This window comes from Methylobacterium sp. Leaf106 (genome assembly GCF_001422895.1).
Lineage (GTDB): Bacteria > Pseudomonadota > Alphaproteobacteria > Rhizobiales > Beijerinckiaceae > Methylobacterium > Methylobacterium bullatum.
Genome location: NZ_LMNB01000012.1, coordinates 545,789 through 569,779, shown reverse-complemented (window position 1 = coordinate 569,779; position 23,991 = coordinate 545,789). Strand labels below are relative to the sequence as shown.

The 23,991-nt window shown below is 68.6% G+C and carries 21 protein-coding genes; 10 read left to right on the top strand and 11 right to left on the bottom strand.

What is annotated here, in order from left to right:
• Positions 1-122 precede the first annotated feature (122 nt).
• On the top strand, positions 123-1,352 hold the full coding sequence (locus ASF34_RS10410) for an MFS transporter (RefSeq protein WP_056160945.1): 1,230 nt from the start codon (positions 123-125) through the stop codon (positions 1,350-1,352).
• A 125-nt stretch (positions 1,353-1,477) separates the two neighbouring features.
• Positions 1,478-2,749: a hemolysin family protein gene (locus ASF34_RS10405; protein WP_056160943.1), complete on the top strand. Its 1,272-nt coding sequence runs from the start codon at positions 1,478-1,480 to the stop codon at positions 2,747-2,749.
• A 3-nt stretch (positions 2,750-2,752) separates the two neighbouring features.
• Here the strand turns inward: ASF34_RS10405 and ASF34_RS10400 are convergent, their stop codons facing one another.
• Together ASF34_RS10400 and ASF34_RS10395 are read right to left on the bottom strand one after the other, a co-directional pair.
• Positions 2,753-3,199, bottom strand: coding sequence for a DMT family transporter (locus tag ASF34_RS10400; RefSeq protein WP_056160941.1), 447 nt, complete (start codon positions 3,197-3,199; stop codon positions 2,753-2,755).
• Complete coding sequence (locus ASF34_RS10395; RefSeq protein WP_056160939.1) at positions 3,192-4,052, bottom strand: DMT family transporter; 861 nt, start codon at positions 4,050-4,052, stop codon at positions 3,192-3,194. The genes ASF34_RS10400 and ASF34_RS10395 overlap by 8 nt, the downstream gene beginning before the upstream one ends.
• Before the next feature lie 120 nt (positions 4,053-4,172).
• On the opposite strand from ASF34_RS10395, the gene ASF34_RS10390 reads away from it, so the two are divergent.
• Both ASF34_RS10390 and ASF34_RS10385 read left to right on the top strand, forming a co-directional pair.
• Positions 4,173-5,084 (top strand): LysR family transcriptional regulator, encoded by a 912-nt coding sequence (locus tag ASF34_RS10390; RefSeq protein ID WP_056160938.1) that lies wholly within the window; start codon positions 4,173-4,175, stop codon positions 5,082-5,084.
• 358 nt (positions 5,085-5,442) lie between these two features.
• Positions 5,443-7,140, top strand: coding sequence for a methyl-accepting chemotaxis protein (locus ASF34_RS10385; RefSeq protein ID WP_018041877.1), 1,698 nt, complete (start codon positions 5,443-5,445; stop codon positions 7,138-7,140).
• 282 nt (positions 7,141-7,422) lie between these two features.
• Here the strand turns inward: ASF34_RS10385 and gltX are convergent, their stop codons facing one another.
• The 3 genes from gltX to sfnG all read right to left on the bottom strand — a co-directional run bounded on the left by gltX (position 7,423) and on the right by sfnG (position 11,508).
• On the bottom strand, positions 7,423-8,769 hold the full coding sequence (gene gltX / locus ASF34_RS10380) for a glutamate--tRNA ligase (RefSeq protein ID WP_056160935.1): 1,347 nt from the start codon (positions 8,767-8,769) through the stop codon (positions 7,423-7,425).
• 73 nt (positions 8,770-8,842) lie between these two features.
• Entirely contained in the window at positions 8,843-10,093 is a 1,251-nt protein-coding gene (locus ASF34_RS10375; protein WP_056160933.1) for an SfnB family sulfur acquisition oxidoreductase, read from the bottom strand.
• 305 nt (positions 10,094-10,398) lie between these two features.
• Entirely contained in the window at positions 10,399-11,508 is a 1,110-nt protein-coding gene (gene sfnG, locus ASF34_RS10370; RefSeq protein WP_056160930.1) for a dimethylsulfone monooxygenase SfnG, read from the bottom strand.
• A gap of 538 nt (positions 11,509-12,046) precedes the next feature.
• Between sfnG and ASF34_RS10365 the strand changes: the two genes are divergently transcribed.
• Positions 12,047-13,204 (top strand): complex I NDUFA9 subunit family protein, encoded by a 1,158-nt coding sequence (locus ASF34_RS10365; RefSeq protein WP_018041873.1) that lies wholly within the window; start codon positions 12,047-12,049, stop codon positions 13,202-13,204.
• Positions 13,205-13,216: 12 nt separating this feature from the next.
• Here ASF34_RS10365 and ASF34_RS10360 read toward each other — a convergent pair whose 3' ends face one another.
• Positions 13,217-13,933: a sulfate transporter family protein gene (locus ASF34_RS10360; protein WP_018041872.1), complete on the bottom strand. Its 717-nt coding sequence runs from the start codon at positions 13,931-13,933 to the stop codon at positions 13,217-13,219.
• Positions 13,934-14,203: 270 nt separating this feature from the next.
• Between ASF34_RS10360 and ASF34_RS10355 the strand changes: the two genes are divergently transcribed.
• Together ASF34_RS10355 and ASF34_RS10350 are read left to right on the top strand one after the other, a co-directional pair.
• Positions 14,204-15,535, top strand: a complete 1,332-nt coding sequence (locus ASF34_RS10355) for a flavin monoamine oxidase family protein (protein ID WP_056160928.1) — start codon at positions 14,204-14,206, stop codon at positions 15,533-15,535.
• A gap of 236 nt (positions 15,536-15,771) precedes the next feature.
• Complete coding sequence (locus ASF34_RS10350) at positions 15,772-16,719, top strand: HD-GYP domain-containing protein (protein WP_244478955.1); 948 nt, start codon at positions 15,772-15,774, stop codon at positions 16,717-16,719.
• A gap of 45 nt (positions 16,720-16,764) precedes the next feature.
• On the opposite strand, the gene ASF34_RS10345 is transcribed toward ASF34_RS10350, so the two are convergent.
• Together ASF34_RS10345 and ASF34_RS10340 are read right to left on the bottom strand one after the other, a co-directional pair.
• Positions 16,765-17,247, bottom strand: coding sequence for a YaiI/YqxD family protein (locus tag ASF34_RS10345; protein WP_056160924.1), 483 nt, complete (start codon positions 17,245-17,247; stop codon positions 16,765-16,767).
• Positions 17,244-18,335, bottom strand: coding sequence for an adenylate/guanylate cyclase domain-containing protein (locus ASF34_RS10340; RefSeq protein WP_056160922.1), 1,092 nt, complete (start codon positions 18,333-18,335; stop codon positions 17,244-17,246). The genes ASF34_RS10345 and ASF34_RS10340 overlap by 4 nt, the downstream gene beginning before the upstream one ends.
• Before the next feature lie 313 nt (positions 18,336-18,648).
• Here ASF34_RS10340 and ASF34_RS10335 point away from each other — a divergent pair, with 313 nt between their 5' ends.
• Positions 18,649-19,464 (top strand): class I SAM-dependent methyltransferase, encoded by an 816-nt coding sequence (locus ASF34_RS10335; protein ID WP_244478954.1) that lies wholly within the window; start codon positions 18,649-18,651, stop codon positions 19,462-19,464.
• Between the two features lie 23 nt (positions 19,465-19,487).
• Positions 19,488-20,735: a glycosyltransferase family 4 protein gene (locus ASF34_RS10330; RefSeq protein WP_056161165.1), complete on the top strand. Its 1,248-nt coding sequence runs from the start codon at positions 19,488-19,490 to the stop codon at positions 20,733-20,735.
• Here ASF34_RS10330 and ASF34_RS10325 read toward each other — a convergent pair.
• Both ASF34_RS10325 and ASF34_RS10320 read right to left on the bottom strand, forming a co-directional pair.
• A complete protein-coding gene (locus tag ASF34_RS10325) occupies positions 20,693-21,322 on the bottom strand; it encodes an alpha/beta hydrolase (protein ID WP_056160918.1) in 630 nt (209 codons plus the stop codon). The two genes, ASF34_RS10330 and ASF34_RS10325, sit on opposite strands and share 43 nt — an antisense overlap.
• A 56-nt stretch (positions 21,323-21,378) precedes the next feature.
• A complete protein-coding gene (locus ASF34_RS10320; RefSeq protein ID WP_056160916.1) occupies positions 21,379-22,311 on the bottom strand; it encodes a ring-cleaving dioxygenase in 933 nt (310 codons plus the stop codon).
• A gap of 129 nt (positions 22,312-22,440) precedes the next feature.
• Here ASF34_RS10320 and ASF34_RS10315 point away from each other — a divergent pair, with 129 nt between their 5' ends.
• Entirely contained in the window at positions 22,441-23,367 is a 927-nt protein-coding gene (locus ASF34_RS10315; RefSeq protein ID WP_056160915.1) for a LysR family transcriptional regulator, read from the top strand.
• An 8-nt stretch (positions 23,368-23,375) separates the two neighbouring features.
• Here ASF34_RS10315 and ASF34_RS10310 read toward each other — a convergent pair whose 3' ends face one another.
• Complete coding sequence (locus ASF34_RS10310; protein ID WP_018041862.1) at positions 23,376-23,951, bottom strand: PilZ domain-containing protein; 576 nt, start codon at positions 23,949-23,951, stop codon at positions 23,376-23,378.
• Positions 23,952-23,991: the final 40 nt, after the last annotated feature.

Sequence of the window (23,991 nt, the reverse complement as noted above, 5' to 3'; positions counted from 1 at the left end):
GCGGCTTGGCCGCATTGTCGTGACGTCACGGGCCGCATGTCTCGAAAGAGGGGTGCGGCCCGCGTCGTTCCGTGCTTCTGCAACACTCCCGCGAGCGCGCGATATCGAGGAGACCGGCGAGCATGGCCGAGGAGAGCGACCGCCTGATCACAGCCGGGACGCCGATCTTTCGTCGGACCACCCTCGCTCTGTTCGCCGCGGGCTTCTCCACCTTTGCCGTGCTCTACGGCGTGCAGCCGCTGATGCCGGTCTTCGCCGACGAGTTCCATGTCTCGCCGGCCGAGAGCAGCCTGTCGCTGTCGCTCCCCTGCGCGATGCTGGCCCTGGCGCTCCTCGTCGTCAGCCCCCTCTCCGAAGTGTGGGGGCGCAAGCCGATCATGGTCGCCTCCCTTTTCGCCTCGGCGATCCTCACCCTCATCGCCGTGATCGTGCCGAGCTGGCACGGCTTCCTGGCGTTGCGCGCGCTCACGGGGTTGGCCGCGAGCGGCCTGCCGGCCGTCGCCATGGCCTATCTCAGCGAGGAGATGGATTCCCGCGCCATCGGCCTGTCCATGGGGCTCCTCATCGGCGGCAACGCCATGGGCGGCATGGTCGGGCGGCTGATCGCCGGCATCATCACCGACCATGCCTCCTGGCGCGTCGGCCTCGGCACCATTGGAATCCTGGCGCTCGTCGCCGCCATCCTGTTCTGGCGCGGATTGCCGCCGTCGCGGCGCTTCCTCCCCAACCGGATGCGCTGGCGACAGGTGCCGGGTACGTTCGGCCAGCATTTCCGCGATCCGGGCCTGCCCTGGCTCTTCGCGGAGGCGTTCCTGCTCATGGGCGGCTTCGTCAGCGTCTACAATTACGTGGGCTTCCGCCTGCTCGATCCGCCCTACAACCTTAGCCAGTCGGCCATCGGCGCGATCTTCGTGGTCTATCTCGCCGGCACGTTCAGCTCGGCGGTGACGGGTGAGATCGCGAGCCGGCTCGGGCGGCGCCGGGTGCTGTGGCTCGCGATCCTGCTCGGCCTCGTCGGCATCCTCATGACCCTGTCCGAGCGCCTTCCCCTCATCATCGCGGGGATCGTCGTGGTCACGGTGAGCTTCTTCGGCGCCCATTCGGTGGCGAGTTCCTGGATCGGGCGGCGCGCCCTGCGCGACCGGGCGCAGGCCTCCTCGGTCTATCTGTGCCTGTATTACCTCGGCTCGTCGGTGCTCGGAACGGCGGGGGGCTGGTTCTTCGAACATGCGGGATGGTCGGGGGTCGTCGCCTTCTTCGGGGCCCTCTACGGTCTGGCATTGGCCATCGCACTCCGCCTTTCGCGCCTGCCCCCCCTCGTTCCGGGTCCATCGTCCGACCCCGACCGTTGACCAGCCCGGTTCGACAGCCCATCTAGGCGCTCGTCGTCGCTCACCGGAGCGACAGGCGAGCGATCGCCGCAAACTAGGAAGTCCGGCACGCTTGGTCCAAGCGGCTCCGGCTTACGGAACCGAACGTGTTCGAGCTCGCCGTCGCCGTCGCACTGATCGCCCTCAACGGGGCCTTCGCGCTGTCCGAACTCGCCGTCGTCTCGTCGCGGAAGTCCCGGCTGCGGATGATGGTGGAGGCGCGCCGGCCCGGTGCCCAGGCGGCAATGACCCTCGCCGAAGATCCGGGACGTTTCCTCTCCGCCGTCCAGATCGGCATCACCCTCGTCGGCATCCTGTCCGGCGCCGTCTCCGGCGCGGCGCTCGGCGAACGCCTCACCGAGATCCTGTTCGAGGCGGGCCTGTCGAAACCCGTGGCCGATCCCCTCGGCTACGGGATCGTCATCGCCATCATCACCTATCTGTCGGTGATCATCGGCGAACTCGTGCCCAAGCACGTGGCCCTGCGCGACCCTGAGGGCATCGCCTGTTTCGTCGCCCGGCCGATGCGGCTGATCTCGCGGATCGCGCTTCCGGCGGTCTGGCTCCTCGACGCCTCGACCCGCGCGGTGTTCCGGCTGGTCGGCCAGGAAGCCTCCAGCGCCAGCGCGGTGACCGAAGAGGAGATCCGCACCATCGTGGCGGAGGCCGAGACGGCGGGGGTGATCGAGACCGACGAGCGCAAGATGATCGCCGGCGTGCTGCGCCTCGGCGACCGCGCCGTGCGGGGCGTCATGACCCCGCGCACCGACGTGCACTGGATCGACCTCGACAAGGCGCCGGAGGAGATCCGCGCCATGCTGGTCTCGAGCCCGCATTCGCGCATCCCGGTCGGCGAGGGCAACCCGGACAACATGCTCGGCGTCGTGCAGGTGCGCGAACTGGTCAAAGCGCTCATCGAGAACGAACGGTTCGACCTGCGCGCCTATATCCGCAGCGCCCCGGTGCTCCCCGACACCCTCGACGCCCTCGACGCGCTCACCGCCCTCCAGGCGGCCGACGTTCCCATGGCCCTGATCCACGACGAGTATGGCCATTTCGACGGGCTCGTGACCCCGGCCGACATCCTCGACGCCATCGCGGGCGCGTTCCATTCGGAGGATTCCGAGCCCGAGGCGGTGCAGCGCCAGGACGGGTCCTGGCTCATCGCCGGCTGGATGCCGGTGGACGAGATGGCCGACCAGCTCGGCATCAAGCTCGAATCGAGCCGCGATTACGAAACCGCCGCCGGCCTCGTCATCGCCAAGCTGCAGCGCCTGCCGGAGACCGGCGAGACCTGCGACATCGCCGGCTGGCGCTTCGAGGTGGTGGATCTCGACGGGCGCCGGGTGGACAAGATCCTGGTGTCGCGGATCGCCTGAACATCATCGCCGGATCAGGATGACGCCGCCGATCAGGAGCGCGATGCCGGCGAGGCGCGGCATGTCGAGGGAGCGCCGGACGAGGCCGAGCCAGCCGAAATGGTCGGCCGTCACCGATGCGAGCATCTGCCCGGTGACGAGGAGCGCGATGAAGGTGGCGGCCCCGAGCTTCGGTACGAGGACGATGGAGAGCCCGATGAACAGGGCTCCGAACACCCCGCCGCTCCAGCCCCACCATGGGATGCGCGCTGCGGCCCCGAGGGACGGCAGGGGATCGCGCAGGACGACGGCCAACACCGCCATGCAGCCCAGGCCAAGGGCATAACTGACGAAGCCGGACCATGCCGCCGAACCGAGAGCCGCCCTGAGATTGGCGTTGAGAACCTGTTGCGTGACGACGCTGGCCCCGGCCGCCAGGGCCAGGGCCGTGAGGAGGAGGAGTTCAGGCATAGCGCTTGGCCCCCGCCACGCAGAGAACGACGATGCCGGTCACCGCCAGCATGCTCGGGGCCACGGGCTCGTGGAGCAGCAGGCCCGCGAGAGCCAGGCCGAAGAACGGCTGCAGCAGCTGGAGCTGCCCGACGCCGGCGATCCCGCCCAGGGCCAGCCCGCGATACCAGAACACGAACCCCACCAGCATGCTGAAGACCGAGACGTAGGCGAGGCCGATCCAGGCCGGCAGGCCGATGCCGCTCCAGGCCGGGGGCAGGTTCACGAGGGCGATGGCGGCCATGAGCGGCAGGGACAGAGCCAGGGCCCAGGAAATCACCTGCCATCCCCCGAGCCGGCGCGACAGGGTCGCGCCCTCCGCGTAGCCGAGGCCGCAGAGCACGATCGCGGCCACCATCAGGAGGTCGCCCGTGAGCGAGCCGCCCCCGCTTTGGAACAGCGCGAAGCCCGCCACCGTGAGACTGCCGATGCCGGAGAACAGCCAGAAGGCCGGGCTCGGACGCTCTCCGCCCCGGATCACGCCGAAGATGGCGGTGGCGAGCGGCAGCAGGCCGATGAAGACGATGGAATGAGCCGACGTGATGTGCTGGAGCGCCAGCGCCGTCAGGAGGGGGAAACCGACCACGACACCCACGGCCACGATGGCCAGCGACGCGAGATCGGATCTTTCGGGACGCTTCTGCCGCAGAGCGAACAGCATCGTCGCGCCGAGCAGGGCCGCGATCACCGCCCGCGCCGAGGTCAGGAAGAGCGGCGTGAACCCGCCGACCGCCACCCGCGTCGCCGGCAGCGAGGCGCTGAAGATGATGACGCCCAGAAGGCCGCTGCCCCATCCCGCCGTAATCCGTTGCATCGCGTCGTCTCATCCCGATCGGACCGCCAAACCGGAGAGGTCTCGGCGCGGACGCCTTGACAACCATCTAGCACTCATGCCGTCAAATGCTTGACCCGTCGCTGTCCATGCGAAACAGGCATGATGAACCCGGCCCATCTCGATCTTTTTCGCGCCGTCCTGCGTCATGGCGGGATGACGCGGGCCGCTGCCGCCCTTGGCATCGGGCAACCCCATGTGAGCCGCGCGATAGCGCAGCTCGAGGCCGATCTCGGCTTCGCGCTGTTCGTGCGCGGCCATGGCAGCGCCCTGCCGACGCAGGAGGGCGAAGCCTTCGCACGTGAGGTGGAGCGGACCTATGCGGGGCTCGACCACCTGTCCCAGGCGGCCCGCCAGATCCGCGACCTCGGCACGGGGCCGCTGCGCATCGCCTGCCAACCGTCCCTGGCCTCGCGGCTGCTGCCGCGGGCGATCCGGCGGTTGAGCGAGGAGTTACCGGGCGTCCGGGTCGCGGTCCATGTGCCGGCGCCGGAGACGATCTGGTCCTGGGCCGCCTCCGGTCAATGCGATCTCGGCCTGGTGCGGCCCCGGTCCGGCTATGCGGGCGTGATCGGCGAGCCCTTCCTCGCCATCGATGCGGTCTGCGCCCTGCCCCGGGGGCATTCCCTCGCGGCCAGGCGGGCGATCGAGGTGGGCGATCTCGCCGACGAGCCCCTGATCGCGGGCGGAACCGGGGTGTTCCAGCAGGCGATCGAAGCGGCCTTCGCGGCGGCCGGCATCGCCCCGCGCTTCGGCCTCATGGCGCAGTATACGTCCGCGCGCTGCGGCCTCGTGGCCGAAGGGCTCGGGATCGCCATCGTCGATCCCCTTCCCGCCCGCGACCTCGGCGGCCTATCCATCGTGCTTCGACCGTTCCGGCCGCGCCTGCCCATCGAGACGATGCTGATCCGCCCTGCGGGACGACCGCCGGGCCGGGCGGCGGAACGGCTCGTGGGACATCTCCTCCGGGAACGGGACGCACTCCTGCCGAAGGCGGTGGGCGGAGGCGACTGAACCCGAGCCGCGCTGGATCGGGACGGGGCAACCTGGCTGAAGACAGTCGGCGGGACGGAACGCTTCGCCTCCTTGCAGGCTCCCCCATGAGCGACCCCATATCGAGAGCTTAGCTCGGTGACGTTCGCCCGAACGACAAGATCGCTCGCGTCGGACCCAAGTCACGACATATCCCGGTCTTGATATCCGGCATAATCCTGCCGATTGACACAGTGATTCCTTCTCACTTGCTTGATGGATACGGCCGGCGACAAATCGCTTGCCCACAGATGCGCGCTTAAGCTTATCTTTAGACGATCTCTTGTAATCTTGCTTCGCATTCTGCTGCGCCTGAGCGCATATCAATCCGGGGTTTGAGATGAAGGTCGTCAGGCAAGCCAGCGTGATGCTGAAGATCGCCATCCCGCTGGCCCTGATGGGCCTGATGGCTATTGGGTTGGTGGTCTATTCCCGCATCACCCTGAACAGCGTCGCGGAACAGACGAAGTATTACGCGGAAATTCTGAGTGTCCGGCAGGAGACCTATCTGCGGATTCAGATCAAACTCGGCGAAGCAGCTCTCCTGAGCCGCAATATCCTCTTGGTGACCGACAAGGATAAAATGTCCGATTACAAGCAGCGGTATGAACAGGCGGAGAAGGAGACGTTCGAGTCTGTCGACAAATTGATCCAGCTGGCCGAAACGCCGGAGCGTCGCAAGATTGGCCAGGATCTTCGGCAGATGACCGAATCATATTTTGCCGTTGTCCACCGCGCGACTGCGCTCGCTATGCAAGGCGAGACACCCAGGTCGCTACAGATCGTCCAGCAGGAAGCCCAGCCGGCACGGAACAAGCTGAACGGATTCATCGGGCAGCGCACCCAGCGAATCACGGAGGAAATGCAGGCGGGCAAGCTGGCTCTGGAAGCGCAGGTGACCGATACCGTCCGGAGCCTGATCGCCATCGCGGCCATCGGCCTCACCGCCGCCGCGATCCTGGCCGGCCTCATCGTCACGTTCGGCATCACCCGCCCGCTGGGCCATCTCGTCTCGGTCCTGCAGCGGATGGCGCAGGGCGACATCGACGCCGAGATCGAGGAGGCCAAGCGCGGCGACGAGATCGGCGCGGTGGGCAAGGCCGTGGAAGAGATCAAGGCCATGGTCGCCCGGAAGGCCGCCGAGGAAGCCGACATCCGGCGCATCGCCGAGGACGCCGCGCAGGCGGAACGGAAGCGCACGATGATCGCGATGGCCGACAGCTTCGAAGGCGCCGTTGGCGGCATCATCGAGATGGTCTCGGCTTCGGCCACCGAACTCCAGGCCACCGCCCAGACCATGACCTCCACCGCCACGCAGACGGCGAGCCAGTCCATGACTGTGGCGGCCGCCGCCGAGGAAGCCGCCACCAACGTCAACACCGTGGCGGCAGCGGCGGAGGAGCTCGGCGTCTCCGTGCAGGAGATCGGACGGCAGGTCAGCGGGTCGGCCGATCTCGCCCAGGGTGCCGTGACGGAAGCCGACCGGACGGCGGCCCTGGTGCAGACCCTGTCCCAGGCGGCCTCCCGCGTCGGCGACGTCGTCGGCCTGATCTCGAACATCGCCGCCCAGACCAACCTTCTTGCCCTCAACGCCACCATCGAGGCGGCGCGGGCGGGGGAAGCCGGCCGGGGCTTTGCCGTGGTGGCCACGGAGGTCAAGGAACTGGCCAGCCAGACGGCGCGGGCCACCGAGGAGATCTCCAGCCAGATCGCCCAGATCCAGGGTGCCACCGGCGAGGCGGTGTCAGCCATTGCCTCCATCACGTCCCGCATCCGCGAGATCGATTCGGTGGCGACCACCATCGCCGCGGCGGTGGAGCAGCAGGGGGCCGCGACCCAGGAGATCGTCCGCAACGTGGCCCAGGCCGCGACGGGAACGAGCGAAGTGACGAGCAACATCTCCGGCGTCGCGGGGGCCGCCGAGGAGACGGGGGCCGCCGCGTCCCAGGTGCTCGGGGCGGCGGGCGAACTCTCGCGCCAGTCCGAACACCTGAACGGCGAGGTCCGCCGCTTCCTCGACACCGTGCGCGCGGCCTGAGGCCGTCTCCGGCTGCTGCATTCGCTGCCCGGCGAGCGCGCCCCCCCTCTCTTGGAAGGAAAGGGCGCCTGCTCCGGCCATACTGACCGAAGCGATCGACCGGAGGGGAATGAGGCCGGCCGGCATCGGTCTGATACCGGCCGACGATGAGGGGAACTTATCGTCGGCTGCCCGCACGACTGCGCGGCGGCGGCCGTCCGCCGAACCCGCTGAGGACGACCATCGGTCGGGATCAGCGCCTCTTGGTCTGAAAGTCGGAATCCGCTTTTCGGGCCGAGGCCTTCAGTCTCGACCGCCGAGCCGCGCCGCCACGATGTCCCGGCCGATGAGGGGCAGCAGGCCCGAGAGGTCCGGCCCGTGCTCCAGCCCTGTCACCGCGAGGCGGAGGGGCATGAACAGGGCCTTGCCCTTGGCGCCGGTCCGCTCCTTCACCGCATTGGTCCAGGCCTTCCAGGTCTGACCGTCCCAGGGCTCGGGCGGCAGCACGTCCAGGGCGGCGGCGGCGAAGCCCGCATCCGTGATGATGGGAGTCACCTCCCCGGCCACGATCCGCCACCATTCGGCGGCGTCCCCGACCTTGGTGAGGTTGGGCTGGATCACCGCCCAGAACGCTTCCGCCCGCGCCTCCGGGATGCCCAGGGCGAGGAGGCGTTCGCGCGCCTCGTCATAGGGCATGGCGTGGATCAGGCGGGCATTGAGCCCGTCGAGCTCCTGCGGGTCGAACTTCGCCGGCGCCCGCGAGATGTGGGAGAGATCGACCAGGGCAGCGAGGTCGTCGAGGCCAGGCACCGCGCGCACCGCCTCGGCCGAGCCGGTGAGCACGGCGAGCGAGCGCACGGCGCCGGGCTCGTAGCCCGCCTCCCGCAGGCCCCTCAGCGAGAGGTGGCCGAGGCGCTTCGACAGACCTTCGCCGTCGGCGGTGGTGAGCAGATTGTGGTGGCCGAAGATCGGCACCGGCTGATCCAGGGCCTCGAAGATCTGCACCTGCACGCCGGTATTGGTGACGTGGTCCTCGCCGCGGATCACATGGGTGATCCCCATTTCGGCATCGTCCACCACGGAGGGCAGCGTGTAGAGGTAGCTGCCATCGGCGCGGATCAGCACCGGGTCCGAGAGGGAGGCGCAATCCACATGCGCCGGCCCGCGCACGAGATCGTCCCAGGCGACGGTGCGGGCATCGAGCTTGAAGCGCCAATGGGGCGTGCGCCCCTCGGCCTCCAAAGCCGCGCGCTCGTCATCGGTGAGGCCGAGCGCCGCCCGGTCGTAGATCGGCGGCTGGCCCCGTCCGAGCTGGCGCCGGCGGCGACGCTCGAGTTCCTCCTGCGTCTCGTAGCAGGGATAGAGCCGGCCCGCCGCCTTCAGGCGCTCGGCCGCCGCGTCGTGGATGGCGGAGCGGTCCGACTGGCGAACGAAGAGATCGGGCACGATGCCGAGCCAGGCGAGGTCCTCCTCGATGGCACGCGCGAATTCCTCCGTCGAACGCTCCCGATCGGTATCGTCGAGGCGCAGCAGGAAGCGCCCGCCATGCGCCCGCGCGAACAAGGCGTTCAATAAGGCCGGACGGGCATTGCCGATATGGAGATACCCCGTGGGAGAGGGCGCGAAGCGGACGAGAGGGGCAGATGTCATGTCCGCCTCCTAGCCGATTTTCATTCTCCTGGGGACTGTTGGTTCCGAGAGACTGCCAGTTCAGACGAGCCCGTCAGCTCCAGGCGTGGAACGGCGGGTTCACGCCGTTGAGGGCGTGGTTGCCGATGATCGCGTATTTCCAGCGCACCGGGTCGTGGAGGGTGTGGGTACGAGCGTTGCGCCAGTGCCGGTCGAGGTTGCTCTCGGCGAGCGTCGAGCGGGTGCCGGCGAGCTCGAACAGCTTGCTGCTCGCCTTGACGGCGATCTCGGTGGTGAGCACCTTCGATTCGGCCACGGCGAGCTGGGCCGCAGCCACCGTTTCGGCACTCGGGTTGGCGACCGCCTCGTCGAGGGCGAGGCCGGCTTTGTCAAGGATGGCTTCGGCGGCATGGAGCCGGATCGTCAGCTCGCCGATCGCCTGGATCGTGTAGGGGTCGTCGGAGGCACGGTCCTGGCCGCTATCGACCCAGGGGCGGGTCTTGGTGCGCACGAACGCGATGGTGTCGTCGATGGCCTCGCGGGCGATGCCGGCATCTACCGCCGCCTGGATGATCTGGAAGATCGCCCCGTCGGAGCGCGGTTGCTCATAGCCCTTCCAGGCCGGGACGAGATGGGTCTTGGGCACCCGGACGTCGTCGATGAGAACGGTGCCGCTCGCCGTGGTCCGCTGGCCGAAAGCGGACCAGTCGTCGATGACGGTGAGGCCGGGCGCGCCCCTGTCGGCGATGGCGTACCAGGCGCGGCCCTCGCCATCGAGGGCGACGATGGGGACGAGATGGGCGAGCAATGCCCCCGTGGAATAGAACTTCTTGCCGCGCACGATGACGTGGTCGCCGTGATCGATGAAGTGGGTCTTGAAGTCGGTGGCGCGCGGCGTGCCGATCTCCGAGAAGGCATTGCCGAAGCGGGTGCCCTTCAGGACCTCGCCGAACAGCAGCGCCTGCTGATCGGGGTCGGACACCGTGCGGATCGCCGCCACGATGCCGAGATGGTTCTGAGAGATCTGGCCGATCGAGGGGTCCGCCGCCGAGATGATCGCGACGACCTGTGCCAGGGTCTTGTAGGAGACCTCCGGCCCGCCGAAGGCCTTGGGCACGTTGATCGACCAGAGCCCGCTCTGCGAGAACGAGTCGAGCTCGGCATAGGGCCGCCGGTTGGTCCGGTCGCGTTCGGACGCGCCCTCGCGGAACTCCCTGGCGAGGCCATGGGCGACGCGGATCGCCTCGGCATCGTCGCGGATGACATGGGCGGGGGATGCCGGACGGAGAACCGGCGGCGCGCCCCGGGCGGTTTCGAGCGACTGGGCGCTGACGGCGATGTTCATGGATGGCTCCAGGGTACCGGGCAGACGATGGGCTGGTTTGAACGGGCGTTTGAAGACCTCGGCCGGATCCCCCCTCTCCCCGCCCGCGGGGAGAGGGCCGAGCCCCCCTCGTCGGGGGCGAGGCAAGCGGAGGCGAAGCCGAAGCGAGGGTGAGGGGACGATTCCGAAGGAGTCTCATCCGGACGAGCCCCCTCACCGTCGGCTGCCGCCTCGCCGCGCCGACGGCGTGGTCGTCGCGGCCCTCTCCCCGCGCGCGGGGAGAGGGGAATGCGCGGCTCTCGTCAGCGGGCGTTGAAAGAGGCCGCTCAGGCGGCCTCGGCCCGGCGCTCGCGCGCGGCCTCCAGCGCCCTCACCTTCGGGATGATGTGGGCACCGAAATAAGCGACGTCCTCCTGGAAGTGCAGGAAGGCGAGGAGGGCGAGGTCGACGCCGGCATCCTTCAGGGCGACGATGCGCTCGGCGATCTGGTCGGGCGTGCCGATCAGGTTGGTCTTGAAGCCGTCATTGTACTGGACGAGATCCTCGAAGCTCGACTTCGCCCAGTTGCCCTCCCCTTCCGGGGAGGCCTTGCCGGCGTTCTTCACCTCGTGGCCGAAGGCCTTCACCGCATCGGGATCGGCGTTGTCGATGATCTCCTGGAGGACGGCGCGGGCCTCTTCCTCGGTGTCGCGGGCGATGACGAAGGCGTTGACGCCGACCTTCACCGAATGCCCGTTGGCCGAGGCCTTGGCCTGGATGTCGTCCACCTGCGCCCGGATGCCCTCCGGGGTGTTGCCATTGGTGAAGTACCAATCGGAGACGCGGGCGGCCATGTCGCGCGCCGCGCGTGACGAGCCACCCTGGAAGATCTCGGGCTGCGGGTCGGCCGGCTTCGGCTTCAGGGTGTAGTTGGTGTAGCGGTAGAAATCGCCGCGGAAGGTGAAGTCGTCCTGGGTCCAGATCCCGCGAAGCGAGCGGATGAACTCCTCCGAGCGGCGATAGCGCTCGTCATGGTCGAGCCAGGGCTCGCCGATGGCGCGGAACTCCCCGGAGAACCAGCCCGACACGACGTTGATGGCGATGCGCCCGTTGGTGAGCTGGCTGATCGTGGCGATCTGCTTGGCGGCGATGGTCGGGTTCCAAGGGCCGGGCAGAAGCGCGGCGATGACCTTGAGCTTCGTGGTCACCGCCAGCAGGGCGTGGCTGAACGCCACCGATTCGTGCTGGAACTCGGCGCCGTAGCCGGCGGTGAAGCGAATCTGCGTCAGGGCGTAGTCGAACCCCGCCTCCTCCGCGATCTGGGCGAGCTTGCGGTTGTAGTCGGCATCCCAGCTGGTGCGCTGCTCGATCTTGCTGATGACGAGGCCGCCGGACACGTTGGGCACCCAATAGGCAAAACGGATCGGCTCCGGGGCGAAATGGTTCGGGAGAGTCATGCATCTATCCGCGAATTCGAGACATCGTGCGGCCCAGTCGACGCCGCGACCGCAAGTGAATACATTATGATATCAAGCATACGACGAAGATAAGCTTGCGTTGTAGCTTTGGTGTGCCGAATGTCTTACGAAGACGAGGCATAGTCAAAGGAAGAGAAATACTTTTTCTTGCGCCATGTCGGGACAATCTTCCGGCAAACCGGCCTCGAACGACACGATCGTGTTCCGGCAGGACCGGGATCGGCGGGGGCGCGGCATCTCGGAAGGGCCGGTCCGCGAGATTTTCCCGGGCGTCGACCTTTCCCGGTCACCGGAGCCTCCCGCACGGCGGCAAACGGCCCTAGCTATCGATGCGCCAGCGATGGTAATCCCCGCACTCGGAGGGCTTCACACACTCCCGGTCACGGTCGTTTCTCGCGCGGAGCACGATTGCGCAGGGGAGTCGTGTGAGAGACGCTCGATGGTGACGGATACGGGCCCCGCCCCGCCCCGAACGGGGCATGGCGGGGCATCTCGGATGACAGGTGGAACCCAGGCGATGACCGGCTTCGACGCTTCGACCTCTCCTTTCGCCGGACCGTCCTTGCCGCGTCCGTCATCGCAGCTCGTCACCGTCTTCGGCGGCTCCGGCTTCCTCGGGCGCCATGTGGTGCGGGCGCTGGCCAAGCGCGGCTATCGCATCCGCGTCGCCGTCCGCCGCCCCGACCTCGCGCTCTTCCTGCAGCCGCTGGGCAAGGTCGGGCAGATCGTCGCCGTCCAGGCGAACCTGCGCTATCCCGATTCCATCGCCCGGGCGGTGGAGGGCGCCGACGTGGTGGTGAACCTCGTGGGCATCCTGCAGGAGAGCGGCAAGCAGAGCTTCCTGGGCCTCCAGGCCGAGGGGGCGGGCGAGATCGCTCGCGCGGCGGCAAGCGTCGGCGCGCCGGTCGTCCATGTCTCGGCCATCGGGGCGGACGAGACGTCCGGGTCCGAATACGCCCGCTCCAAGGCCTTGGGCGAGGCGAACGTCCTGGCGGCCCAGCCCCGCTCCGTGATCCTGCGCCCCTCCCTGGTCTTCGGCCCCGGCGACAGCTTCTTCAACCGCTTCGCGTCGCTCGCCCGCGTACTCCCGGTCCTGCCCCTGGCCGGCGCCGGCACGCGCTTCCAACCGGTCTTCGTCGGCGACGTGGCCGAGGCGGTCGCCCGCGCGGTGGACGGACAGGCCGAGGCGGGCCGGGTGTTCGAACTCGGCGGTCCCGAAATCGAGACCCTCGACGCCCTCGTTCGCTACATGCTCAAGACCACCATGCGCCGCCGCCTCGTGGTCGACCTGCCCAAGCCCCTCGCCATGCTGCAGGCCCGCGTGATCGAGACCGTGGACACCCTGAGCCTCGGCCTTCTGCCGGACAGCCTCAAGCTCACGCGCGACCAGGTCACCCTGCTGCAGACCGACAACGTGGTCTCGGAGGCGGCCAAGGCCGAGGGGCGGACCCTCGACGGCCTCGGCATCCTGCCCACCGCCATGGCGGCCGTCGTGCCGGGCTATCTCTGGACCTTCCGCAAGGCCGGCCAGTTCGCCAAGGAGACGATCACCATCTCCGAGGAGGAGGCGGCGGAGCCGTCATCCCCGCCGGTCACACGCCCGAGCGGTCCTCCGATCGGCCCCGACGCGACGGCCCCGAGCCGGATGGGCGTGCGGTGGGGGACGCGGGGCTGAGGCGGGCCGCGCTCAACCGATCCGCTTGCGCACATCCGGCTCGGCCAGGGCGGCCTTGCGGCTCAGCCCCTTGTGGACATGGACCATCAGGGCGATGCCGAAGAGCGGCGTCAGCAGGTTGAGGACGGGGACCACCATCAGGCCCGCCAGCATGGCGCCGGCGGTCATCGTGGTCAGGCCGAAATGCCGGCGCATGGCGCCCGCTTCCTGCATGGGCCGGAAGCGCCCGGCGGCGAGTTCGAAATACTCGCGCCCGAGGAGGTAGGTGTTGGCGAGGAAGAACGCCACGAGGTTCACGCCCGGCACGAAGAACAGGATCAGCGCCACGAGGTTCACCAGCAGGGCGAGGCCCGCGAAGCGCAGGGCGTAGAGCATCGCCGATCCGATCGGCAGCGCCGTGCCCGGCGCGTCTTGGGGAAAGTCGGTGCGCTCCACGATGGCGGCGGCATCGTCGAGGAAGTAGCCCGCCACCAGGATCGAGACCGCCGGCATGACGTAGGCGAGGCCGATGAACAGGCCGGCGCCGGCGAAGAACACCGCCAGGGTATCGAGGAAAGGGTAGCTCGCCGACAAGTGATGGTTCGCGAGGAACCAGTCGATCGCCTTGGTGAGGCCGGCCCAGATCAGGACGAGGAGCCCGAGGGTCAGGGCCAGCGACTTCCACAGGATGGCGCGCAGGGGCGGCGAGAGCACCTGCTTGACCGCAGCGTAGGCCGCCTGAATGAGCATGGCGCCCGAATCCTTGAGTTCCGCGCGAGGGCGGGCGCCCGTCCGGGAGCCGCCGTCAGCGCCGGGTTCTGGCGGCGCCGGCGTTGCGGCGCAACCCCGGCCGGCCGTACCGCGCTGAACCTTTTTGCCGCTGCCGCGCGTTCCTGCAAGAGATCGGCGACGTTTGAGGACGTGCGATCCCTTCTCCCGTAACCGTCGGTAGAGACTCGCGGGTCACTCTACCGGCCCTCGGCCCTTCACGACCCGCCTTCACGGATGCCTGCCCACCGCATGATGCCGACACCCCGTCCCGCCCACGCGCATTTCCGGCCGAGCATCTCCCCGCGCCTCGCGCCACTGCCCGACCACGCAGATGTGATCGTCGTCGGCGCGGGTGCCGCCGGGATCGCCGCGGCACGGACCCTCACGGAGCGCGGCGTCTCCGTGGCCGTGCTGGAGGCGCGCGACAGGGTCGGAGGGCGGCTGATCACCACGATGCTGCGGGGCCATCCGGTGGATCTCGGCGGGCACTGGCTCCATGCCGGACCGATCAACCCGCTGGTGCGCCTGGGCGAGATTCGGGGCGAACCCTTGAGGATCGCCGCGCAGGAGGGGCATCTGTTCGTATCGGGGCGGAAGGGGCGCCCGGCCGAGGCCGCCGCCCATGCCCGCGCCTTTTCGGTGGCCGATCGCGCCCTGACCACCCAGGCCGGGTTCGGCGGCCCCGACCGCCCGGCTTCGAGCGCACTCCCGCCCGGCCTCGGCCCCTGGGCCGAGCGCATCGCCCTCGTCCACGGCCTCGTGTCGGGTCGCCCCCTGACGGACGTCTCACTCCATGATTTTCCCAGCATAGAATACGGCGACAACCGTTTCATCGCCGGCGGCTTCGGCGGCTATCTCGCCCGCCTGGCGCAGGGCCTGCCCATCGCGCTGAACACGCCGGTGGTGCGCATCGACTGGTCGGGGACGGGCGTCACCGTCGAGACGGCGGACGGATCGGTGCGGCGGGCCAAGGCGGTGATCGTCACGATCCCGATGATGGTGCTGCGCGCCGCGCCGCTCTTCACCCCGTCCCTGCCGCCGGAGACGCTCGCGGCCATCGACGGATTTTCCAGCGGGATCTACGAACACGCCGTGCTGCACTGGCCCTCCGCGCCCTTCCTCGGTCGCGACCGCCTCGCCGCCCTGGTCGGCGGGCGCCACAAGCCCCCCGGACTGCTCACCCGGGTGGACGGGACGCCTTTCCACTTCTTCGAGCTCGACACGCCGATGATCCGCGCCCTCGACGCACGGGACCGGCACCCGGATACCACCCGCCGACTGGTCCGCGCCGTCCTGGCGGAGCATCTCGGTCACCGCGCCCTGCACGACCTTGCAATTCCAGCGATCAGCGAATGGCGCCACGACCCCTGGTCGCTCGGTTCATGGGCCGTCGTCCCGCCCGGACACGCTCCGGCACGCGGACAGCTACAGGCCCCGCTGGCCGACAAGGTCTGGTTCGCCGGAGAGGCGCTGTCCCGCCTGCAATGGGGAACCGCCGGCGGAGCCTATCAAGAAGGCATGAGAGCGGCCGCGGAGGCTGCGCATGTCGTTCAGACTTATCTCAAGTTGCGCGAACAGTAACGCCGAGCCTGACAAATGCCACATCCCGATGGTAGTAATGCACCCGGAGATTGGATTAAGCTTCCCTCCATATTTCCAATTTATCACGAATATGCCGAAATCGTGGGACCTCAGGCTTACTCCGAATGTTAGATGGGACAGTCATTCTCATTACGGATCGGCCCGACAGCAGTGAATTGTTGCGACACGAGCTGAGCCTCGTGGCGGACTGCAAGGTCATGAGATTCGATGCGGCAATGGACTTGAAGTCCGTGCCCATCGGTGCGGTGTCGGATGTGACCCTCGACCGGCGCGACGCCGCCTCCGCCATGCGCCGGGCCTTCGCACGGCTGAGGATCGCGGACGTTCCCGTCATCTGCCTCCTTCGGAACATGAGCGAGATCGGCATGCGCAATGCCAGGAATCTCGGTGCGACCTGCTGCCTCTCGGCTCTGACGAACCCCGTCATGGTCGCCCGCACGATGATGACGCAGGTGATCCAGAACCGCGCCGAGAGGCCGGCCCGGAGCATCGAGCGCGGCGTGGCTCGGGCCACCGAAGTCCTGACCCGCCTGTTCGACGTGGCGCGGTCGAACGATCCGGTCTCCCTGACGCGGGTCGATGCCAGCCTCGAACCGATCATCGCGGCGGTTCGCGAAGGTGGGTTGACCCGTTGGCTCGACCGGGTCTGGACGCATGACGACGCCACCTACCAGCATTGCCTGCTGGTGGCGGGCGTGGCCGCCAAGTTCTCGCTTCACCTCGGCTTCTCGGCCAGAGACCGTCATCACTTCGTCCGCGCCGCCTTGCTCCACGACATCGGGAAAGCCCGGATTCCGCTGGAGATCCTCAACAAGCCTGGCCGGCTCGACGATGGCGAGATGGCGATCATGCGCACGCATCCGGTCATCGGCTACGAGAAGCTGAAGGAGTCCGGCTGCGATGCCCTCACCCTCGGTGCCGTTCGGCATCACCACGAGATGCTCGACGGTTCGGGCTATCCCGACCGCCTCAGCGGGGATTCCATCGGCGATACCGTGCGGCTGATGACGATCTGCGACATCTACTCGGCGCTGACCGAGAAACGCGCCTACAAGCCGGCCATGCCGAACGCCGTCGCCATGGCGATCCTCTCGGACATGAAGGGTCGGCTGGAGGACAGGCTGGTCCAGTCCTTCGGCGAGGCCATGGGGAACGGCTCGTGACGACGCCGAAACGGCTCCCGGACGCGGCTCGGGACAGGGCGAAGGTCAGCCGAAGCCGCCCCGCCTGAGCCGCATGACGGTCCGATCCAGCGCGCCGAGATAGGCGGAGCGGTCCCGCGCCGAGAAGGGTCGCGGGCCGCCCGTGACCGTGCCCGCCTCGCGCAGATCCTGCATCAGGTTGCGGGTGGCCAGAGCGAGACCGATCCCGCTCTCGCTGAAGGGTTTTCCATTGGGTGCGAGGACCTCGGCGCCCGCCTTCACGCAGCGGCTGGCGAGCGGTACGTCCGAGGTGACGACGACCGAACCCGGCCGGGCGCGCTCCGCGATCCAATCGTCGGCGGCGTCGAAACCGTCGCTGACGACGACGCGCTCGATCCAGGGCTCGCGCGGCAGGGTGATGAAGCTGTTCGCCACCACGTAGACATGCAGGCCGTAGCGGCCGGCGACCCGGTAGGTCTCGTCCTTCACCGGGCAGGCATCGGCATCGATGAAGACGACGATCGAACGGTCTGCGGCCGGCTCGCTCATGCGGATGCCGCCAAGGGCACGGCCGAGGGCGCGGTCACGTTCCGTTCGCCCTCGCTCGCCTCGAGCGCCGGAGCCGCGCGCTCCAGGGTCGAGACGGCGAGGGGTTGGCCTCGGCCGCGCAGGGCATGGGCGCCGAGCGAGCGGGCATGAACCCCCTCGGGCAGGCGCGGCAGGCGTGCGAGGAGATCGTCCGAGATCAGGATCTCGGTGCCCAGGGGCCGGCACAGGGCCTCGATCCGCGAGGTCACGTTCACCGTATCGCCGAAATACGCGATCTTGTGCCGGTCGACCCCGACTTCCGCCGTGACGATGGAGCCGCCATGCAGCGCCGCCCGCAGGCGGGGCACCACGCCGAAACGGGCTTGCCAGGCCGCGGCCTCGGCCTCGATCCTGTCGAGGACGTCGAAGACGCAGGCGACGCAGCGGGCATCCTTGAGGCCCCGCTCCATCGGCCAGGTGATCATGGCCATGTCGCCGATGTAATCGTCGGTGGAGCCGTGATTGCGGCGCACGGGCTCGGCGAGGGCGGCGAAGACCGCGCCGAGATAGGCCTGGGCCTTGAGGTCGCCATGGGTCTCGGCGAAGGCGGTGGAGCCGACGACGTCGAGGAAGAGGAAGATGCGGTCCTCGCGCACCGGCCGATGATAGCGGCCGACGAGGAAGTTCACGAACACCTCGCCGCCGATGAGATCGCGCATGCGGATCACGAAGACGAGCATCGCCGACACCGCCAGCGAATAGGCGAGGACCCGCGGGGTGATCTTGACGGCGTCCCTGAGCGCGTCCCCGGTGAGGCCGAGTGCCCAGACGACGAGGCCGCCGAGCGCGATGCCGCTGGCGATCATCAGGACATAGGCGAGCTCGGCCGTGAGCACGTAGATCTTGGCCGGCAACTGGCGCAGGCGCGCCTGAAGGCCGCCGAAGATCAGGCCACGGTCGAAGGCGAGGGTGGTCGCCCCCACCGCGAGGCCATAGATCACCCCGGCCAGCGGCGAGGCGCCGTTGGCGAACAGCAGGTCGTAGAGGAGCCCGGCGCCGCTGCAGGCGACGAGAATGAGGATCCAGAACCAGCGGTGCGGCGGCAGCATCAGACACCACCCCGGTCTGGCTCGTCACGAAGACGATGGCGGCGCGCGGGGAGAAGCAAGGCGTGGCATCCTTCGGAAGGCCATCGATCGGAGGGCGCGGACGAGGAACCGCGCCGAGACGACCGGCCCACCCTGAACAACGGTCCATGATGGCGCGATTAAGGCCATGGGCCGTTAAGCCTGCCCTCGAAATTCATTGACCGCCCGGAAGACCGTGAGATCTCCGTAACCGGGTACGCTTTAGGCTCGTTGTCAGACAGGCAGCCCTCACCGCTGCAATGCGGCTCAACCGCTTCAGAAGGCGCGCATCGCGATGAGCATGACCAGTGCGAACTCAGACCCGACCGCTTCCGGGACCCCGGCCATACGCCCGCTGGTCGCACCGCGCGACATCCGCGCCATCACGCGCGACCTCGGCTATTCGCCCGACTGGAACTGGAGCTGGGAGAACTACAAGAATACGATCGTCGCCCTCACCAACGAGTACGGCCTTCGCGACCATCTCGAGATCGGCGGCGGGCGCGACCCGGTCTTCCAGCCGCCGGAACTGGTCCGGCACGGGATCAAGGTGACGATCAACGACATCTCGCAGAAGGAACTCGACCTCGCGCCGCCCGAATTCGCGAAACTCTGCTGCGACATCGCCTCGCCCTCCACCCTCGACGCCATCGGCCGCAACCGGTTCGACTTCGCCTATTGCTCGATGGTGATGGAGCACGTGCCAGACGTGGCGCAGATGTGGCGCAACATCCATGGCCTCCTCGCGCCGGGCGGCGCGGCATTGAGCTTCTTTCCCACCCTGTTCGCGCCGCCCTTCGTCGCCAACCAGCTCATGCCGGAGGCCCTGTCGCGCGCCGTGCTCCACACCCTGTTCCCGGACCGCAGGGACGATGGCGGCAACCCGAAATTCCCGGCGCATTACAATTACTGCCGGGGCAGCGAGGCGGCGATCGTGCCGCTCCTGAAGGAGATCGGCTTTCGCGAGATCGTCGTGCTGCCGTTCTACGGCTACAGCTACTTCCACAAGCTGCCCGGCCTGCGCCAGATCGACGACGCGTTCACCCGCCTCGCCCGGAGCCGCGACTGGCGGACCTTCACGAGCTTCGCCTTCGTCATCGCCCGTAAATGACCACCCCCCGGTCCGATGCGGTCATGACCATCATCATCGTCGCCGATCACGCCTTCATCAATGGCGGGCAGGCGAAGGTCGCCATCGAGAGCGCGCTCGGCCTCGCCGGGCGTGGCCATCGGGTCGTGTTCTTCGCAGCCGTCGGCCCGGCCGATCCGCGTCTCGCGGCCGCCGGCATCGCGGTGATCGTGCTTGGCCAGACCGACGTGGCGCTCACCACCTCGCTCGCCAGTTTCGGCGTGCAATGGCTCTGGAACCGGCCGGCGGCGCTCCGCCTCCAAGCGCTCCTCTCCGGCTACGATCCGGAAGACAGCGTCGTCCACGTCCATGGCTGGGCCAAGGCCCTGTCGCCCTCCATCGGACCGGTGCTGAAGGCGACGAGGGTTCCGGTGGTGTTCACCATGCACGAATACTACCTCGCCTGCCCCAATGGCGGCTTCTACGATTACCCGATCTCGGCCGCCTGCCACCGGACCCCGCTCTCGCCCGCCTGCATCGCCTACAATTGCGACTCGCGGAGCTATGCCCGCAAACTGATGCGGGTCGGCCGTCATGCGTTGATGCGGGGGTCGGGGCTGGTGGGCAGCGCGGCCACCGTCATCACCATCAGCCGGCTGCAGAAGACCGTTCTGGCCCCCTACCTGCCGAAACGGACGCGCTATTTCGAGGTCTCGAACCCCGTGGACGCGGAGCCCCTCGGCCGGAAGGCGGATCGGCCGCTGGGCGACATCGTCTTCGTCGGGCGGGTCTCCCCCGAGAAGGGCGCGAACGTCTTCGCCGAGGCCGCCCGCCTCGCCGGGCAGACGGCCGTGTTCATTGGCGACGGCCCGCAGCGGGCGCAGCTGGAGTCGGACTATCCGGAGGCCCGCTTCCTCGGCTGGAAGAACCCGGCCGAGGTCAAGGCGCTGATGCGCGCGGCCCGCGCCCTCGTCTTCCCCTCGGTCTGGTACGAGGGCCAGCCCCTCACCGTGCTCGAATCCCTGGCGGCGGGGACGCCGGTGATCGTCAGCGACATCTGCGCCGGACGGGAGGCGGTGGAGGACGGCGTCAACGGTCTCTGGTTCGCGTCCGGCAAACCGGATTCCCTCGCCGCCGCCCTCATGCGTCTCTCCGACGACTCGGTTGCGCGCCGGATGTCGGATGCGGCCTACGACCTGTTCTGGGCCGATCCGCTGACCCTCGACCGGCATCTCGACGGGATCGAGGCGGTCTACCGGAGCAGCCTCGCTTACGCGCGCTCCCCCTCGACCATCCGGGCCATCCACGCCTGAACCGCCGTGACGTCGGCCTGGCCGAGCCCGTGCCCGGCCGGCTGGATGTCGTGCGCCACATCCGCCCCGGCCCGGCCGAGGATTCCAGCGAGACGCGCGGCGTTCTCGGCCGGCACGATCGGATCGGCCATGCCCGACAGCATCAGCACGGGCGTGCCGGTCAGGTCGGGAACGGGCGGTTCCGCCAGCGGCATCATCGGCCGGAGCAGCGCCGCTCCCGCCAGCACGCCCGGATGGAGCAGGAGAAGGGCGGCGGCGATGTTGGCGCCGTTGGAGAAGCCGAGCGCCACGGGTGCGGCGATGCCGTAGGCCTCACGGGCCTCCGCGATGAAATCCGCGAGCTCCCGCGCACGGCGCCGGAGGTCGGCCTCGTCGAAGACCCCCTCGGCGAGACGCCGGAAGAAGCGCGGCATGCCGTTCTCCAGGACGGGGCCGCGCGGCGACAGCAGGGCGGAGCCCGGCGAGACGGCGCGCCCCAGGGGCAGCAGGTCGTTCTCGTCGCCGCCGGTGCCGTGGAGCAGCAGGAGCGGAGGCGAGCCGGCCACGGTCGCGGGCTCGAAACGGTGAGTGAAGGACAGCTTGGTCATGACGGCCTCGCGAAAGGTGCGTGGGAACCGCCCCTCCTCGCGGAGGGGCGGCCGTGTCAGGCGATGACGGGGAGAACCTCCTCGATCCGCGCGCGGTGCGCTTCGAGGAAGGCGGGGAGCTTGAGCGCCTCGCCCAGGGCCTCGGCCGGCTCGTCGACGGCAAAGCCAGGAATGTCGGTGGCGATCTCGAACAGCACGCCGCCGGGCTCACGGAAGTAGACCGAGCGGAAATAGGCGCGGTCGCGCTGCTCGGTCACCTGGAGGCCGTGGGTGCCGGTGAGATCGGCCACCATGGACGCCTGCTCGGCATCGTCCTTCGCCCGGAAGGCGATGTGATGGACCGAGCCCGCACCGGGCCGTCCGCGCAGGAACTCGCCCACCGCCCGGAGGGTGACGAACCCGCCGAGAGCACCGCCATTCGCGTAGCGGGTCATCGCACCGTCGCGTCCGGCCTCGGAGAAGCCGAACACCCCGGTGAGGATACGCGCCGTCGGCTCCGCCTCTTTGAGGAGCAGGGTGACGCCGTGGAAGCCCCGGATGGCGTGCTCGGCCGGAACCTCGGCACCGGTCCAGGAAGGCGCCCCCTCGGTGGCCTCGTCGACCCCGACCAGGGCCAGCACCATCCCGTCGGGATCGCGCAGACGGAGGACCGGCTCGCCGAAGAGCTGAACCAGGGCGTCATGGTCGACGCCCTTCTCGATTAGCCTGTGAGTCCACCAGCCGATGGAGGTGCGGGGAACGCGGAAGGCGGTCTCCTGTGTCTCGCCGATCCCGACCCGTCCCCGCGCGGCATGGGCGACGGGAAAGAACGTCAGGATCGTGCCGGGCCGTCCGGCATCGTCGCCGTAATAGAGGTGATAGGTCGAGGGATCGTCGAAATTGACGGTCTTCTTCACCAGGCGCAGGCCGAGGACGCGCCGGTAGAAATCGAGGTTGCGCTGGATGTCGCCGGCATAGGCGGTGACGTGGTGCAGGCCGTTATCGGACATGGTCGTGTCTCCCGGACGCGCTGGCCGGTGGATGACCACCGCGCCGCTTCGTGATGACGACAATCTGGGGCTTGGCATGCCGCATGAAAACAGAAACGATGGAAACCTATCGTTTCTGGAACTGCGCCTATGAAACTGCCGGATTTCGAAGCCTGGGCGATCTTCGCCAAAGTCGCGGAGACGGGTGCGTTCGGGCGAACGGCGGATGAACTCGGCCTGTCGAAGGCCACGGTCTCCAAGGCGATCACCCGCCTCGAAGGCCGGATCGGCGGTCGCCTGTTCCATCGGACCTCACGCAAGATCGCCCTGACGGAACTTGGCCATGCGGCGCGGGAGGGGGCCGCGCGCATCCTCGCGGAGGGTGAGGCGGCGGAAGCCCAGGCCACGGCCTCGTCATCGGTTCCGCGCGGCATGGTGAGGCTCGCCGCCCCCATGTCGTTCGGCATCCTCCACGTCGCCCCGATCCTTCCGGATTTCCTGGGCCAGTATCCGGAGGTCTCGGTGGATCTCCATCTCAGCGATGCGTTGGTCGATCTCGTGGGCGGGGGCTTCGATATCGGCCTGCGCATCGCCGCGCTGGCGGATTCCTCCTTGCGGGCGCGACGCCTCTGCCTCGTGAACCGCGCCCTCGTGGCATCGCCGGATTATCTCGACCGGCATGGCCGGCCGGAGCATCCGCGCGACCTCGCCCGCCATCCCTGCCTCGGCTACGCTTACCTGCCGAGCCCGGACCGCTGGATCTTCACCAGCCGCGAGGGCGAGGAAGCGGTCATCGTCCCTGCCGGGCCGCTGCGGGCCAACAATGCCGACGCCCTGACCCCCGCCCTTCGCGCCGGGCTCGGTCTTGCCGTCCAGCCGGATTTCATGGTCTGGGAGGATCTTCGGGCAGGGCGGCTCGAACGGGTGCTGCACGGTTGGGACCTGCCGCCCATCGCCCTGCATCTGGTCACGCCGCCGGGCGACCCGCGCCCCGCCCGCGTCCTCGCACTCATCGCCTTCCTGGCGGCCCGGTTCGCGGCGGCCCCCTGGTCGAACGGCGCCGCCGTACAGCCCTGAGGCCGCGATCAGAGCACGACATGCGGGCCGACCGCGTCCGCGTGGAGCGGCGAGAGGAAGGCCGCGCCGATGCCGTTGTCGAACCGGCGGGCGACCTTGGCCCTGGTCCTGCCGATGACGATCAGCGTGCCGACGTCGAGGGGTTCTTCCATGGAGACGGCGACCCCCGATGCCGAGATGTTGATGACACGGCCCGGCAGCATCGATCCGGCCTCGGTCGTGACCAGCACGTCCTGGATTTCCGGCACGATGCGCGGAAAGGCGCGTGTCACCAGGGGTGGGGGATTTTGCGATTTCGCGACGCTGAGGAGGCTCTGCACCACGAGCCCGAGGGGATGGTCGGCGCTCAGAACCCGTATGGCGAAAGCGGATGTCTCCGCTCGCACGACGATGGCTTCGATAGATCCGGCATGGCGGATACTGCAGGTCAGTCGCTCATCGACGGCGGGCACGACCGAGGACTTGAAACGAATTCCGTCCGAGGAGAGATCGTCGGTGACCGCATAGAAATTCTGCCGATGCCGCCCCCAGCAAAGAGCTGGCAGGATGACCTTGTATCGCGCCTCCGACCGCCTGTCGCTCATCGCATTCCTTGTTGCGTTGAGCCTTCCTATGCTGGCGAGT

Coding starts and splice junctions, on each gene's coding strand:
- ASF34_RS10410 (WP_056160945.1), top strand. CDS start 123: ATGGCCGAGGAGAGCGACCGCCTGATCACAGCCGGGACGCCGATCTTT.
- ASF34_RS10400 (WP_056160941.1), bottom strand. CDS start 3,199: ATGCCTGAACTCCTCCTCCTCACGGCCCTGGCCCTGGCGGCCGGGGCC.
- ASF34_RS10395 (WP_056160939.1), bottom strand. CDS start 4,052: ATGCAACGGATTACGGCGGGATGGGGCAGCGGCCTTCTGGGCGTCATC.
- ASF34_RS10390 (WP_056160938.1), top strand. CDS start 4,173: ATGATGAACCCGGCCCATCTCGATCTTTTTCGCGCCGTCCTGCGTCAT.
- ASF34_RS10385 (WP_018041877.1), top strand. CDS start 5,443: ATGAAGGTCGTCAGGCAAGCCAGCGTGATGCTGAAGATCGCCATCCCG.
- gltX (WP_056160935.1), bottom strand. CDS start 8,769: ATGACATCTGCCCCTCTCGTCCGCTTCGCGCCCTCTCCCACGGGGTAT.
- ASF34_RS10375 (WP_056160933.1), bottom strand. CDS start 10,093: ATGAACATCGCCGTCAGCGCCCAGTCGCTCGAAACCGCCCGGGGCGCG.
- sfnG (WP_056160930.1), bottom strand. CDS start 11,508: ATGACTCTCCCGAACCATTTCGCCCCGGAGCCGATCCGTTTTGCCTAT.
- ASF34_RS10365 (WP_018041873.1), top strand. CDS start 12,047: ATGACCGGCTTCGACGCTTCGACCTCTCCTTTCGCCGGACCGTCCTTG.
- ASF34_RS10360 (WP_018041872.1), bottom strand. CDS start 13,933: ATGCTCATTCAGGCGGCCTACGCTGCGGTCAAGCAGGTGCTCTCGCCG.
- ASF34_RS10355 (WP_056160928.1), top strand. CDS start 14,204: ATGATGCCGACACCCCGTCCCGCCCACGCGCATTTCCGGCCGAGCATC.
- ASF34_RS10350 (WP_244478955.1), top strand. CDS start 15,772: ATGGACTTGAAGTCCGTGCCCATCGGTGCGGTGTCGGATGTGACCCTC.
- ASF34_RS10345 (WP_056160924.1), bottom strand. CDS start 17,247: ATGAGCGAGCCGGCCGCAGACCGTTCGATCGTCGTCTTCATCGATGCC.
- ASF34_RS10340 (WP_056160922.1), bottom strand. CDS start 18,335: ATGCTGCCGCCGCACCGCTGGTTCTGGATCCTCATTCTCGTCGCCTGC.
- ASF34_RS10335 (WP_244478954.1), top strand. CDS start 18,649: ATGAGCATGACCAGTGCGAACTCAGACCCGACCGCTTCCGGGACCCCG.
- ASF34_RS10330 (WP_056161165.1), top strand. CDS start 19,488: ATGACCATCATCATCGTCGCCGATCACGCCTTCATCAATGGCGGGCAG.
- ASF34_RS10325 (WP_056160918.1), bottom strand. CDS start 21,322: ATGACCAAGCTGTCCTTCACTCACCGTTTCGAGCCCGCGACCGTGGCC.
- ASF34_RS10320 (WP_056160916.1), bottom strand. CDS start 22,311: ATGTCCGATAACGGCCTGCACCACGTCACCGCCTATGCCGGCGACATC.
- ASF34_RS10315 (WP_056160915.1), top strand. CDS start 22,441: ATGAAACTGCCGGATTTCGAAGCCTGGGCGATCTTCGCCAAAGTCGCG.
- ASF34_RS10310 (WP_018041862.1), bottom strand. CDS start 23,951: ATGAGCGACAGGCGGTCGGAGGCGCGATACAAGGTCATCCTGCCAGCT.